The sequence below is a fragment of the Micromonospora phaseoli genome (assembly GCF_900109115.1).
Lineage (GTDB): Bacteria > Actinomycetota > Actinomycetes > Mycobacteriales > Micromonosporaceae > Micromonospora > Micromonospora phaseoli.
This window is the reverse complement of sequence record NZ_FNYV01000003.1, coordinates 450,346-464,213: the sequence shown is the minus strand read 5'-3', so window position 1 is coordinate 464,213 and position 13,868 is coordinate 450,346. Positions and strand designations below refer to the sequence as shown.

Here is a 13,868-nt window from a genome sequence, read left to right as displayed (position 1 = left end):
CGTCAGCCCTGCAGCCGCCACCGGCCGTTGCGGGCGACGAGGGTCGTCAACGCCTGTGGCATCAGCCCGGAGTGGTTGTCCGGCGTCATCCGGATCGGCCCGGACAGTCCGTCCATCTGGGACGTCTCCAGCACGTCCCGGAGGGCGTCGCGGTCGACCTGGCCGGCCGGCCCACCGGCGCGCAGTTCGGCGTCGGCGATGAGCTGGACCGCGTCCGCGGCGAAGGACGCCGAGCCGTGGTAGCCGCCGAAGCGGGCGGTGTAGTCCTGGAACCACTGGCGGCGCGCGGCCTTGGCCGGGGTGGTCGCGATCACGTCGTCGATGACCATCGTCTGGGTGAAGACCAGGGTGGCCCGCTCCGCCGCCCGCGCCGCCGAGCCGAGGAAGAGGTCACCGGCGGCCGAGGCGTCGAGGAACAGGGCGCCATCGAAGCCGATCCGCTTGACCGCGCTGGTGGCGAGCATGGCCTGCTCCGGCGGGGTCCAGATGACCAGTGCGTCGGGCCCGGCCGCGGTCAGCGTCGTGGCCTGTCGGTCCAGCTCGGTGTCGGTACCCCGGACGGACGCCTCGGCCAGCACCTGGATGCCGACCTTGGCGAATTCGCGGGCCAGCGCGGTGGAGCCCTCCACGCCGTAGGCGTTGTCGCTGCGCAGCAGGCCGACGGTGTCGATGTTGCGGCGACGCAACTCGACGGTGAGCGCAGCGGCGTTGTCGGCGGCGTTCGGCGCCAGCTTGAACATGTACCGGCGTTCCGACACCGGGCTCGTCACGGCGCTGGCCGCGGCGAGCGCGACAGTGGGGATCTGCTTCTCGTCGACGGTACGGGCCGCGCCGACCGCGCATTCGTTGCAGCCGCCCATGATGATGGCGGTGACCCGCGAATCATTGCTGAAGTCGGCGATGTTCCGCAGTGACTCACTGGCATCGGAACGGTTGTCCTTGACCAAAAGCTCGATCGTCCGTCCGTTCAGCGCGCCCGAGGCGTTCAACTGCTGGCGCTTCAGTTCCAGTGCCTGTCGGTACGCCTTGCCGACCCCGGCCGCCGCACCGGAGAGCTCCAGGTCGGCGGCGATCACGATCGGGCTCGTGTCCTGCTCCTGCCCTCCGAACTGGCAGCCGGCGAGTGTGGTGGCCAGCAGGGTCGACACGAGCGCCGTGGTGGTCGTGGAGCGGAAGGGGGTCAACTGTGTCCTCCTGAAACGGCGCGGGCGGGGCCCGGTCACCGGTGGCACGTCCGTCCCTTGTGGATAATGGGATGGCTCTGCCGTACCGTGTGCGCGAAGCCTGCAAAACCTTGCCAATGCCGGGCCCTGCGGTCAAGCGGACCACCGGCGGCGTTTCGGGACAGTGGTCCCACATGTTGGTGTAACCAGATGTTTTCAAATGCTCACTGTGGCGACATGTTTGGCCACTCTGGAGTGACATGCCCTGTTCAGGGTGCTGTGGAAATGTAGGTATTAGTTGACCGGATCACGGGATGCGTGCCCTCCGACCGTTTCCTGCCCGCCTGCGGCTTCCCAAACACGATCTCGTCTGATGAAATCGCGGCCGTGCCGCGCATGGCGCCGGCCGTCGCTCCACGGACGGGTCGATGGTTCAGGCGGAAAGAAAACGACGGAGGCGATGTCGTGAGCACCGGACCGACGACCCTGTCCGCCAGCGGTAACGCCGCGCACCAGGGGCGCGGCCGGCTGCCCAGGTTGCGGGACGCCCGGATCCGGTCCAAGCTGGCGCTGATCCTGGTCGTGCCGGTGGCTGCGGTCATCGCGCTGGCCACGGTCCGTCTGGTCTCCGTCGGTGAGGGGGCCTACGACGCGACCCAGGCGCGGTCGCTCACCGCGCTCTCCATCGACATCTCGGCGCTGACGAACGACCTGCACGCCGAACGGATGGCGGCGGCGGCCTACCTGGCCACCCCCGCCCAGCAGGCCGACGCGTACAACCTGCGGGTCCGGCAGACCCAGGAGCGGGTCGACGAGTACCGCGCCGAGCGCGCCCGGGTCGGTGACGCCCCCGCCGCGGTCCGCGACCGACTCGCGGCCATCGACGCGCACCTGGACACCCTCGACGGCACCCGGCAGGAGGTGCTCGACCGCCAGCAGATGGAGGTGGCCGAGGCCACCCTGCGCTACGGCGTGGTCCTGACCGACCTGGTCGCCTACGGCGACGGACTGGCCCAGCTGCCCGGTGACGAACAGCTCGGTGACAGCCGCCGGGCGGTCGCCGCCTTCGCCCGGGCCAAGGCGGCCGTCGCGGAGGAGGAGGCGGTCGCCTTCACCGCGCTGAGCGCCGGCCGGCTGGACAGCGAGCAGTTCTCCGTGTTCGTGGCGACCCTCACCGGGCAGCAGGAGGCGTTGGTGGCCTTCTCGCTGGCCGCCGACCCGATTCAGCGCGCCCTGGTCGAGAGCACCGTCTCCGGCGACGCCGTGGTGCTCGCCGACCGGATCGCCACCGACCTCAGCCGGTCGGTCAACCAACGCGCGCCGTTCACCGCGCAGGAGGCCACGGCCTCGATCGGCGCGGTGAACGAGCTGATGCGATGGGCCGAGATCGAGCTGCAGGATCGCCTGCTGGACCAGGCCGAGCAGGCACGCTCGGACGTCATCCGGCAGGCCGTCGTCGAGACGACGCTGGTGCTGCTCACCCTGATCATCGCGGTGACCCTGGCCGTGGTGCTGGCCCGCTCGCTGAACCACTCGCTGCGCCGGCTGCGTGAAGGCGCCCTCTCGGTGGCCAACCACGACCTGCCGGAGGCGGTGCGCCGCCTGCAGGGGATGGGCAACGTCAGTGACGGCAGCGTCGACGAGATCGTCCGGGAGGTACGGGACCCGATCCAGCTCAACAACCGCGACGAGGTGGGTCAGGTCGCCCTGGCGTTCAACGTCGTACACCGGGAGGCGGTCCGGGTCGCGGCCGAACAGGCAGCCCTGCGGACCAGCGTCTCGGCGATGTTCCTGAACCTGGCCCGACGCAGTCAGACCCTGGTCGACCGCATGATCGGTGAACTCGACGCGATCGAGCGGGGCGAAGAGGACCCGAAGCGCCTCGCCCAGCTGTTCGAACTCGACCACCTCGCCACCCGGATGCGCCGCAACGACGAGAACCTGCTCGTGCTGGCCGGGGCGGACTCGACGGTGCCGCGCCGCGAGGACGCGTTGCTGGTCGACGTCCTGCGGGCCGCGCAGTCCGAGGTGGAGCTCTACAACCGGATCGAGTTCGGCACCGTCGACACCGACGTGTCGGTGGCCGCCCACGCGGTCAACGACGTGGTGCGTCTGGTGGCGGAGCTGCTCGACAACGCCACCCGCTTCTCACCGCCGAACACCACCGTCGTCGCCGACGGCCGGCGGATCCGGGACTACGTGCTCATCCAGATCGAGGACCGGGGCCTCGGGCTGACCGACGAGCAGATGGACTCGCTCAACCGGCGGCTCGCGGAGCCGTCCAACGTCGACGTGTCGGCCTTCCGCCTGATGGGTCTCGCGGTGGTCAGCCGCCTCGGAGCCCGCTACGGGATCCGGGTGGAGTTGCGCCGCAACGTCGAGGGCGGCACCGTCGCCCAGGTCACCCTGCCCGCCGCCACGGTGGTGCTGCCCAGCCTGCGCGGTCGCGATCAGGCGATCACCCGGCCCCGGCAGCCGCTCGCGGTCGAGCAGACCCCGCTGGCACCGGCCGGCTTCAACGAACCGACCGGCGGTACGGGGCGTGGCAGCACCGCGACGTTGATCGACGGATGGCGTAACAGCACGCCGTCCTCGGGGCCCTGGCCGGCCACAGAGTCAGTACCCGACAGCCCGCCACCGACCCGTACGCCGCCACCGGCCTTCGCCGGCGGATTCAACGCGGGTACCCCGACGGTGGCCCAGACCACCCTCGACCCGCTGCTGACCCGGGGCGCCGGTGGCTACAGCGAACCGGCCGCACCCGGGCTGCCGGTCGGCCCCGTCGCCGGTGCGCCGGTCACCGCGCCGACGGGCGGCTACGTCCCGGGCACCGGTCAGAGCTCCGCGGGTGGGGGCTACGACACCTCCGGCTTCCAGGGGCTGGGCGCCAGCCTGGCCGCCACCGCCCCGACCACGACCACGACCGCGCCGATCACCGCTGCGCCCGAGCCGACCGCCGACTCGCCGATCTTCCGGGAGATGGAGGCGGTCTGGTTCCGGTCGCACGGCAACGACGCGACCGCCATCTTCAGCCGGCCGAAGTTCGACGAGCCGGCACCGGCACCGGCAGCCGATCCACCGGCGCCCACCGTCGAGCCGACCAGGGGACGGAGCCCGTTGCCCACCCGTACGCCGGGCGCGGCGGCCGCCGGTACGCCCGCGCCGCCGCCGTCGTACCAGCCGCCGGCCGCCGCGACGGCCGGTCCGCCGTCCAGGACGCCGCAGGCGGCGCCCGTGGCCCCGCCGCCCGCCGCCCCGACACCTGCCGCACCGCCGCCCGCCGCGCCGCCGCCGACCAGCGGCGCCGAGGACGAGGCCTGGCGGACGGCGGCCGACGAGGGCTGGTCACGAGCCAGCCGGGCGGCCGAACCCACCCCCGCCGGGACGACCCGGTCCGGCCTGCCCAAGCGGGTACCCCAGGCGCAACTCGTGCCGGGCGGTATCGAGCCACGCAGCGGGCGTGAGCACAGCCGCCGGACCCCGGACGAAGTACGTGGTCTGTTGTCCGCCTACCACCGCGGCGTCCAGCGTGGCCGGACGGCCGGGGCGAGTCAGAACAGCACTTCGACCAAGGAGACGAGCCGATGAACAGGCCAGCGGCCATGCAGGACATGGGTTGGCTGCTCAGCAACTTCGCCGACAGCGTGGCGGGTATCGCCCACGTGGTGGCGGTGTCCGCGGACGGGCTGCTGCTCGCCTCCTCCCGCGACCTGCCAGCGGATCGGGCGGATCAACTCGCCGCGATCACCTCCGGCGTGGTCAGTCTGACCGAGGGGGCCGCGCGGATGTTCAGCGCTGGCGGGGTGTTGCAGACAGTCATCGAGATGGACAGCGGCTACCTGTTCCTGATGTCCATCAGCGACGGGTCGTCGATGGCGGTGCTCGCGGCGCGTAGCTGCGACGTCGGCCAGGTTGGCTACGAGATGGCGCTGCTGGTGGAGCGGGTCGGCGCGGCGCTGGTGCCGCTGCCCCGGGACGCGGTGCGGTCATAACAGGCGCGTGCCAGCGGATGAAGGAGGTGATTGCGGATGGAGCACCGGCGTGACCCACGTGGTGCGTTGGTTCGGCCGTACGCGGTCACCCGGGGTCGGACCGAGCCACTACAGGACATCGCCCTGGAGGCGGTGCTGGTGGCCGGTCCCACCCAGATCGCCGAGTCGCGCTTTGCCGGGCACGACAAGCATCGCATCGCCATGGTCTGCGAGGGCCGTCCCGAGTCGCTGGCCGAGATTGCCGCGTACACCCGGTTGCCGCTGGGTGTCGCCCGGGTTCTGGTCGCGGACATGGTGGCCGAGGGCCTGTTGACGCTACAGACGGCCGCTCCCGCCACAGGGTACGAGGAGCGGATGGAAATGCTGGGAAGGGTGCTGAGTGGACTTCGCGAGCTATGACCCCGCCGGGGCCCGCCAGAGCCGGGGAATCATCTCCGCGAAGATCGTCGTGGCGGGTGGCTTCGGTGTCGGCAAGACGACGCTGGTCGGTGCGATCTCCGAGATCACACCGCTGACCACCGAGGCGGTGATGACCGCGGCGGGCGTCGGTATCGACGACCCGTCCAACGTGCCGGGCAAGGAGACCACCACGGTCGCCATGGACTTCGGCCGGATCACCATGGCACAGGACCTGATCCTGTACCTCTTCGGGACGCCAGGACAGACCCGGTTCTGGTTCATGTGGGACGAGATCATCCGAGGCGCGGTGGGCGCCGCCGTTCTGGTGGACACCCGCCGGATCGCCGACGCCTTCGCCCCGCTTGACTACTTCGAGAACCGCAACCTGCCGTACGTGGTGGCGCTCAACCGGTTCGACGGTGCGCCGCAGTACGAGCTGGACGAGGTGCGCGAGGCGTTGGCCATCTCACCGGACGTGCCGTTGGTGATGACCGACGCCCGGCAACGCGAGCCGGTCAAGCGGGTACTGGTGACCGTCGTCGAGCACGCCATGGCGCGGCTGCAGGCCGAGCACGACCGTGGCTTTCCGACCCCGGTCGGCTGAGAATCTTCGCGGTGTCCCGCCGGCCCGGCGCCGGCCGGTACGGCGGGACCCGCACCCTCAGTCGACGCGGAGGCGGTAGCCGCGCTTGACGACGGTCTGCACGACGCGCGGTGCCTTCAGCCCGGCTCGCAGCCGGGCCACCGCCATCTCCACAGCGTGCTCGTCGGCGCCCCGCGGCAGCGTCCGGAGCAGGGCAGTCCGCGACAGCACCCGTCCCGGCGTCTGGGCCAGGGCCCGCAGCACCGCCATCGGTGCCGGGGCGAGCGGATGCAGCTCGCCGTCCAGCACCGCCGCGTGGCCGCGCAGGGTCAGCAGGTGCCCGGCGACCTTGATGGTGACCGTCCGCCGGGGCAACTCGTCGACGATGGTGCGGACCAGCGCACCCAGCCGGGCCCGGCTCGGCGCGCTCACCGGGACCCCGCGCCGGACCAGCGGCTCCGCCGTGACCGGGCCGACGCAGCTGGCCAGTACGTCACCGCGGAGCGCCTCCAGAACCGCCTCCGTGCGATCCCCGGCGGCCCGGAGCAGCGCCTCCGCCGCCGGTGCCGAGGTGAAGGTGACCGCGTCCACCAGCCGGCTCGCCACCAGGTCGACCAGCCGGTGCAGTGGCGCCGGATCGGTCGGCGGGGCCCAGCGGTAGACCGGGATCTCGATGACGGTGGCGCCGGCATCCTCCAGCGCGCGGGTGCACTCCGGCTGCCGCTCGCCGTGCAGCTGCATGGCGATCACCTGGCCGGACACTCCTCGGCTCCGCAGGTGATCGACCACCTCGTCGCAGCTCTCGGAGGCGGGCGACCACTGGTCGTACAGGCCGGCCGCGCGGATCGCCCCGCGGGCCTTGGGACCCCGGGCCACCACGTACGCGCTGCTGAGCACCCCGCGCAACGGCTCGGCCAGTCCCCACCCTTCGGCGGCCTCCAACCAGCCACGCATCCCGATGCCGGTGTTCGCCATCAGGATGTCCGGTGGACGTTCCAGGCACGCTCGCGTGGCCTCGCGTAGCTCGGTGTCGTCCGCGAGCGGGACGATCCGCAGAGCGGGAGCGAGCACCACCCGGGCACCGCGCCGTTGGAGCAGCGCGGCGAGTTCGTCCCGCCGCCGGTCGGCGGTCACCCCGATGGTGAAGCCGGCCAGTTCCTCGCGCATCAGCCCTCCTGTCGCAGCCGCACCTCGACCATGCCGTCCCGGCAACGGACCTCGTGCCGGGGCACCGAAATCCCGGGCAGGTCGAGACAATCCCCCGTACGCAGGTCGTACACCTGCTTGTGCAGCGGCGAAGCGACCGTCGGCACACCGGCGCGGCTGCCCACGATCCCCCGGGACAGCACGTACGCCCCGCCGACCGGGTCCCGGTTGTCGATCGCGTACAGCCCGTCCACAGTGCGGAAGAGGGCCACCTGCACCCCGTCGACGAGGGCGGCGACGCCCCGGTCCGGGTCCAGCCGGTGCAGTGGGCAGACGGTGTGCCAGCGCAGGGTGGTCGTGGTGCTCATCGCCGCACCTCCGGCAGCCCGAGCGTGACCGGTTGACGGCCGTCGGGTGAGGGTGACCGGCCACCGACGGGAACGGGTTGTCCGCGTTCGGTGACGAAGGTGATCGACGGGTCGGGTACGTCCGGCGCGTTGACGAAGGACGTGAACCGGCGCAGCCGCTCCGGGTCGTCGAGCACGTCGCGCCACTCGTCCGAGTAGCCCGTGACGTGCCGGGCCATCGCGGCGTCCAGTTCGGCGCAGAGGCCGAGTGAGTCGTCCACGATCACCGACCGGAGGTGGTCGAGTCCGCCGTCCATCGCCTCGATCCAGGCGGCGGTACGTTGCAGACGGTCGGCGGTACGGACGTAGTACATCAGGAACCTGTCGATCAGCGTGATCAGCGCCTCGGTGGACAGATCAGTGGCGAACAGGTCGGCGTGCCGTGGCCGGAAGCCACCGTTGCCGCCGAGGTAGAGGTTCCATCCGGTCTCGGTGGCGATGACACCGAAGTCCTTGCTGCGGGCCTCGGCACACTCGCGGGCGCAGCCGGAGACCGCCGATTTGATCTTGTGTGGGGCGCGGAGCCCGCGGTAGCGCAGCTCCAGGGCGATGGCCAGCCCCACCGAGTCCTGCACCCCGTAGCGGCACCAGGTGGAGCCGACGCACGACTTCACGGTGCGCAACGCCTTGCCGTACGCGTGCCCGGACTCGAAGCCGGCGTCCACCAGTCGGCGCCAGATCTGCGGCAACTGCTCGACCCGGGCCCCGAACAGGTCGATCCGCTGCCCGCCGGTGATCTTCGTGTAAAGGTTGAAGTCCCGGGCCACCTCGCCGATGATGATCAGCTTCTCCGGGGTGATCTCCCCGCCGGGGATCCGGGGCACCACCGAGTAGCTCCCGTCGCGTTGCAGGTTCGCCAGGAAATGGTCGTTGGTGTCCTGCAACGAGGCCTGTTCGCCGTCGAGGATGTGGCCGTTGCCGAGCGAGGCGAGGATCGAGGCGACCACCGGCTTGCAGATGTCGCAGCCCCGCCCCCGGCCGTGCTCGGCGATCAGCCGCGAGAACGTCCGGATGTCGCGTACCCGGACGATGTCGAACAGCTCCTGGCGGTTGACGTCGAAGTGCTCGCACAGGGCCGGGGACTGGGTGACCCCGGCCGCGTCGAGCAGTTGCTTGAGCATCGGCACGCAGGAACCGCAGCTGGTACCGGCCCGGGTGCACGCCTTCAGGGCGGGCACGTCGGCGCAGCCGCCGGCGATCGCCGTGTCGATGTCCGCCCGGGTCACCGCGTTGCAGGAACAGACCTGCGCGGTCGCCGGCAGGGCGCCGACCGACGCGCCGACCGCGTCGTCACCGGCGAGCAGGGCCAGCGGTGCGGCCGGCAGCGGCCCGCCCACGCTGGCCCGCAGCGTCGGGTACGCGGCGGCGTCGCCGACCAGCACGCCGCCCAACAGTGTCCTGGCGTCGTCGGAGAGGACCAGCTTCGCGTAGACCCGGGCGGCCGGGTCGGTCCAGGTGACGTCCAGACAACCCGGCGTCGCGCCGTGCGCGTCGCCGAAGGACGCCACGTCGACGCCGAGCAGCTTCAGTTTGGTGGCGGTGTCCGCGCCGGGGAAGGTGGCCGCGCCGCCGACCAGCCGGTCGGCGACCACCTCCGCCATCGCGTAGCCGGGGGCGACCAGGCCGTAGCAGGTGCCGTCGACGGCGGCGCACTCGCCGACCGCGTAGATCCGCTCGTCGGTGGTCCGGCAGGCGGTGTCGACCAGCACACCACCGCGTGGGCCGAGCTCAAGCCCGGCCGCGCGGGCCAGCTCGTCGCGGGGACGGATGCCGGCGGCCACCACCACCAGATCGGTGTCGAGCACCGTGCCGTCGGCGAGCTCCAGGGCGGCCACCGACCCGTCCGGGCCGGCACGCAGCGCGGTGGTGGCCACCCCCAGGTGGCACGCCACGCCCAGCTCCGCCACGTAACGGCGGAGCATCGCGCCGCCGGCGGTGTCCACCTGCGCCGGCATCAGCCGTGGGGCGAACTCCACCACGCTGGTGCCCAGCCCGAGCAGGCGCAGCGCGTTCGCCGCCTCCAGGCCGAGCAGTCCGCCGCCGATCACCGCGCCGGCCCGGCGGCCCTGTGCGTACTCGCTGATCGAGGCCAGGTCGTCCAGGGTCCGGTAGACGAAGACACCGGGCAGGCCCGCGCCGTCCACCGGCGGCACGAAGGGAGACGACCCGGTGGCGAGCACCAGCACGTCGTACGGGTGTTCGCCGGCGCCCGTGGTTACCACGCGGCGGGCCCGGTCCACGCCGGTGGCCGGTTCGCCGAGGCGCAACTCGACTCCGTCGTGCGCGGTGTACAGGTTCAGCTCGTCGGCGTCGGCGCCGTCGAAGTACGCCGAGAGCCGTACCCGGTCGTATGCCGGACGGGTCTCCTCGGCGAGCACCGTGACCCGCCACCGCGCCTGCGGGTCGCGGTCGCGCAGCGCGTCCACGAACCGCTGGCCGACCATGCCGTTGCCGATGACGACCACCCTGCCGCCGGTCATCGCCCCACCTCCACCGGATCTGCTCTGGACAACCAGTCGACGATGCCGGCCACCGCGTCGCGGCAGCTGCCGCAGCCGGTGCCGGCCCGGGTCTGCGCGACCACGGCGTCGAGCGTGCGAGCCCCACCCCGCCAGCAGTGCACCAGCGCGCCCTTGCTCACGGTGTTGCACTGGCACACCGTGGTCGCGTCCGGCATCAGCGCCGGAGACGCGGCGGGTGCCGCGACGGCCCCGCCGACGGCCCGCCCGAGCAGCAGTGCCCGCCGGTCGCCGGGCACCGGGTGACCGCGGTCGAACAGCTGGATCACCGTGCCCACGGAGGGGTTGTCGCCGAGCAGGATCGCGGCGGCCAGCCGCTCGTCGTGGATGCGCAACCAGGCGTAGGTGCCGCGCGCCGGGTCGGCGAAGGTCAGCTCCTCGCCCGGGCCACCCGTCGGATCGCCCATCGCGGCCAGGTCGATGCCGGCCGCCTTCAGCCGGGTCACCACCGGCCGCGGCTGGTACCGGGCCAGCGGGTCCTGCCCGGTCAGCACCTGGGCGACCACCCGGGCCTGCGCCCAGGCCGGCGCGACCAGCCCGGTCAGCGTGCCCTGGTGTTGCGCGCAGTCACCGATCGCCGAGATCTGCCGGTCGCTGGTCCGCAGTCGGTCGTCGACCAGCACGCCCCGCTCGACGGCCAGGCCGGCCGCGGCGGCGAGGGCCGTGTCGGGGCGTACCCCGCAGGCGAGCAGCAGCAGGTCGGCGTCGAGCGACCGCCCGTCGGACAGCGCCAGACGGACCCCGGACGCGTCGGCCTCGACTCCGGTCGGCGCGACCGCCAGGTGGGTGGTCACCCCGAGACCGGTGAGCGTGCCGGCGAGCATCGCGCCGGCGGCCGGGTCGAGCTGACGCTCCATCAGGTACGGCACCCGGTGCACCACGCCCACGTCGAGTCCCCGGGCGGCGAGTCCCCGGGCGGCCTCCAGGCCGAGCAGCCCGCCGCCCAGCACGAGGGCGCGCCGGGCGTGGCCGGCCAGGGCGAGGATGCGCCGACAGTCGTCCAGGGTGCGGAACGGGATCACCCGCTCCGGTAGCCGCAACGGATCGAGGCCGGGCAGCGGCGGCACCACCGCCCGGCTGCCCGTGGCGAGGACCAGGTGGTCGTAGGGGATCCGGTCGCCGTCGTCGGTGAGCACCTGCCCGCTCGCCCGGTCGATCGTGCTGACCGTGACTCCGGTACGCAGGTCGACGCCGCGCCCGGCGACCTCGGCCAACTCCACGTCCGGCTCGCCGATCTTCCCGGCCAGCAGATTGGACAGCATGATCCGGTTGTACGCCCGGTGCGGTTCCGCGCCGAGCACGGTGACCTTCAGGTCCTCGCCCCGCGCGTGCAGCTCCGCCGCGAGGCGGGAACCGGCCATCCCGTTGCCGACCACCACGACCCGTTGGCTCATGGCTTCTCCACCCGGACGGCGCAGATCTTGAACTCGGGCATCCCGGAGACCGGGTCGACGGCGTCGTTGGTGACGGAGTTGGCGCGCGCCTGCCCGCCCCAGTGGAACGGGGCGAAGACGGTGTCGGACCGGATGGCCGGGCTGAGCCGGGCGGGTGCCTGGAACTCGCCCCGTCGGGAGACCACCCTCACCGGCTCGCCGTCGGTCACGCCCAGTCGCTCCGCGAGGTCGGGATGCAGCTCCACGAAGGCGTCGGGGGCGGCCCGGCGCAGCGCGGCCACCCGACGGGTCTGGGTGCCCGACTGGTACTGCGCGAGGACCCGACCGGTGGTGAAGTGCAGCGGGTACTCCGGGCAGACCTCCTCGGCCGCCGGACGGTGCTCGACCGGGTGGAACCGGGCCAGCCCGTCGGGGGTGGCGAAGCGATCGGTGAAGAGCCGCGGCGAGTCCGGCCCGTCGTCCGCGGGGCATGGCCAGAACACCCCGTCGGCGGCGTCGATCCGGTCCCAGCTGATCCCGGCGTAGTCGGCGAGGCCGCCGGCCGAGGCCCGGCGCAGCTCCTCGAAGACCGTGTGGGGGTCGGCCGAGCCCCCTCCCCGCAGCTCAAGGCGGGTGGAGAGGTCGGCGAGGATGGTGAGGTCGGTGCGTACCCCCGGTGGCGGTTGGCGCAGCGCCCGGCGGCGCAGCACCCGACCCTCCAGGTTGGTCATCGTGCCGTCCTCCTCGGCCCACTGCGCGGTGGGCAGCACCACGTCGGCCAGCGCGGCGGTCTCGGAGAGCAGGAAGTCGACGACGACGAGCAGGTCCAGGTCGCGCAGTCGACTCTCGATCCGGCCCGCGCGCGGCGCGGAGACCACCGGGTTGGAGCCGAAGACCAGCAGCGCCCGCGGCCCCTGGTCCGTCCCCAGCGAGTCCAGCAGCTGGTACGCCGGCACGCCCGGTCCGGGCAGCTCGTCGGCGGGCACCCCCCAGACCCGCGCGACGTGCGCACGGGCCTCCAGGTCGTCGATCTTCCGGTACCCGGGCAGCTGGTCGGCCTTCTGCCCGTGCTCCCGACCGCCCTGCCCGTTGCCCTGCCCGGTCAGGCAGCCGTAGCCGGAGCCAGGGCGACCGGGCAGGCCGAGCGCGAGCGCCAGGTTGACGAAGCCGCTGACCGTGTCGACGCCCTTGGCGTGCTGTTCGGCCCCGCGCGCGGTGAGGATGATCGCCCGTTGCGCGGTGGCCAGGGCCCGGGCGGTCTCCTCCAGGTCGGCCACCGGTACGCCGGAGAGCGCCTCGGCGCGGGCCGGCCACCAACTCGCCACGGTGCGCCGTACGGCGGTGAAGCCGGCCGTGCGGGTGGCGATGTAGTCCGCGTCGACGTAGCCCTCGGTGAGGGCGATGTGCAGCAGCGCGTTGGCCACCGCCAGGTCGGTGCCGGGCAGTGCCTGCAGGTGCAGGTCGGCCTGTCGGGCGGTGGCGGTCACCCGGGGGTCGATCACGATCAGTCGACCGCCCCGCTCCCGTTGCTCGGTCAGCCACCGCATCAGCGGCGGCATGGTCTCCGCCGGGTTCGCGCCGACCAGCAGCAGGGTGTCCGCGCGGCCGAGGTCGGAGAGCGGGAACGGCAGCCCCCGGTCCACGCCGAAGGCCCGCATGCCGGCCGCGGCGGCCGACGACATGCAGAACCGTCCGTTGTAGTCGATGTGCCGGGTACGTAGCGCCACCCGCGCGAACCTGCCCAGCGCGTACGCCTTCTCGTTGGTGAGCCCGCCGCCGCCGAAGACGGCGACCGCGTCGCGGCCGTGACGTTGCTGCACGTCGTGCAGGCCGGTGACGATCCGGTCCAGCGCGGCGTCCCAGCTCGCCGGGCGCAGCTCACCGGTGGACGGATCGCGCAGCAGCGGGGTGGTCAGCCGTTCCGGGTGGTCGAGCAGCTCGGCCGAGGTCCAGCCCTTCTGGCACAGGCCGCCCCGGTTGGTGGGGAACTGCCGGGGGAGCACGGTCACCCCGTCGGTCTCCTCGCGCAGGATCATGCCGCACTGGAGCGCGCAGTACGGGCAGTGCGTCGCCACCTCGCGGGGCGTCCGCCCCGGTCGTGTCGCGGGTCGCACACCGTCTGTCATGTCGGCAAAGCGTGCCGTTGGGCGGTTTCCGGTCCGCGTCTCGTTTGTTTCGGCCCTGTCAAGAGCCGCTCACACCGCACGTCGGTTGCCGGACGACTGGCAGGGTCCGTTAGGTGAGACGATCTTCTTGGGATGTGGAAGACGGCTGGCTGTGGTACTC

10 protein-coding genes are annotated in these 13,868 nt (G+C 72.6%); 4 read left to right on the top strand and 6 right to left on the bottom strand.

The genetic code is table 11. From position 1 onward, the window contains the following. Window positions 1–2: 2 nt before the first annotated feature. Window positions 3–1,184, bottom strand: a complete 1,182-nt coding sequence (locus tag BMY89_RS10360) for an ABC transporter substrate-binding protein (protein WP_092378565.1) — start codon at window positions 1,182–1,184, stop codon at window positions 3–5. A 444-nt stretch (window positions 1,185–1,628) separates the two neighbouring features. Here BMY89_RS10360 and BMY89_RS10355 point away from each other — a divergent pair, with 444 nt between their 5' ends. Genes BMY89_RS10355 through BMY89_RS10340 form a run of 4 tightly spaced genes read left to right on the top strand, consistent with a single transcriptional unit; the run spans window position 1,629 to window position 6,158 of the window. Next, window positions 1,629–4,751 (top strand): sensor histidine kinase, encoded by a 3,123-nt coding sequence (locus tag BMY89_RS10355; RefSeq protein ID WP_092378561.1) that lies wholly within the window; start codon window positions 1,629–1,631, stop codon window positions 4,749–4,751. Further along, entirely contained in the window at window positions 4,748–5,155 is a 408-nt protein-coding gene (locus BMY89_RS10350; protein ID WP_092378558.1) for a roadblock/LC7 domain-containing protein, read from the top strand. Before BMY89_RS10355 ends, BMY89_RS10350 begins: the two co-directional genes overlap by 4 nt. 36 nt (window positions 5,156–5,191) lie before the next feature. After that, window positions 5,192–5,554 carry a DUF742 domain-containing protein gene (locus tag BMY89_RS10345; protein WP_092378555.1) on the top strand — a complete coding sequence of 121 codons (363 nt, stop codon included), beginning with the start codon at window positions 5,192–5,194 and terminating at the stop codon, window positions 5,552–5,554. Continuing rightward, the gene (locus tag BMY89_RS10340; RefSeq protein WP_092378552.1) at window positions 5,535–6,158 is read left to right on the top strand and encodes a GTP-binding protein; all 624 of its coding nucleotides are present in this window, start codon (window positions 5,535–5,537) and stop codon (window positions 6,156–6,158) included. Before BMY89_RS10345 ends, BMY89_RS10340 begins: the two co-directional genes overlap by 20 nt. Window positions 6,159–6,215: 57 nt before the next feature. Here the strand turns inward: BMY89_RS10340 and BMY89_RS10335 are convergent, their stop codons facing one another. From BMY89_RS10335 to BMY89_RS10315, 5 genes are read right to left on the bottom strand one after another with little or no spacing between them, the layout of a single operon-like run. Continuing rightward, window positions 6,216–7,304, bottom strand: a complete 1,089-nt coding sequence (locus BMY89_RS10335; protein WP_092378549.1) for a uroporphyrinogen-III synthase — start codon at window positions 7,302–7,304, stop codon at window positions 6,216–6,218. After that, window positions 7,304–7,651 carry a nitrite reductase small subunit NirD gene (gene nirD, locus BMY89_RS10330; RefSeq protein ID WP_092378546.1) on the bottom strand — a complete coding sequence of 116 codons (348 nt, stop codon included), beginning with the start codon at window positions 7,649–7,651 and terminating at the stop codon, window positions 7,304–7,306. Before nirD ends, BMY89_RS10335 begins: the two co-directional genes overlap by 1 nt. Next, window positions 7,648–10,170 (bottom strand): nitrite reductase large subunit NirB, encoded by a 2,523-nt coding sequence (gene nirB / locus BMY89_RS10325; protein ID WP_092378543.1) that lies wholly within the window; start codon window positions 10,168–10,170, stop codon window positions 7,648–7,650. The genes nirD and nirB overlap by 4 nt, the downstream gene beginning before the upstream one ends. Continuing rightward, window positions 10,167–11,603 (bottom strand): FAD-dependent oxidoreductase, encoded by a 1,437-nt coding sequence (locus tag BMY89_RS10320; RefSeq protein ID WP_092378541.1) that lies wholly within the window; start codon window positions 11,601–11,603, stop codon window positions 10,167–10,169. The genes nirB and BMY89_RS10320 overlap by 4 nt, the downstream gene beginning before the upstream one ends. Further along, window positions 11,600–13,618 carry a molybdopterin oxidoreductase family protein gene (locus tag BMY89_RS10315; protein ID WP_232521215.1) on the bottom strand — a complete coding sequence of 673 codons (2,019 nt, stop codon included), beginning with the start codon at window positions 13,616–13,618 and terminating at the stop codon, window positions 11,600–11,602. Before BMY89_RS10315 ends, BMY89_RS10320 begins: the two co-directional genes overlap by 4 nt. Window positions 13,619–13,868 lie beyond the last annotated feature (250 nt).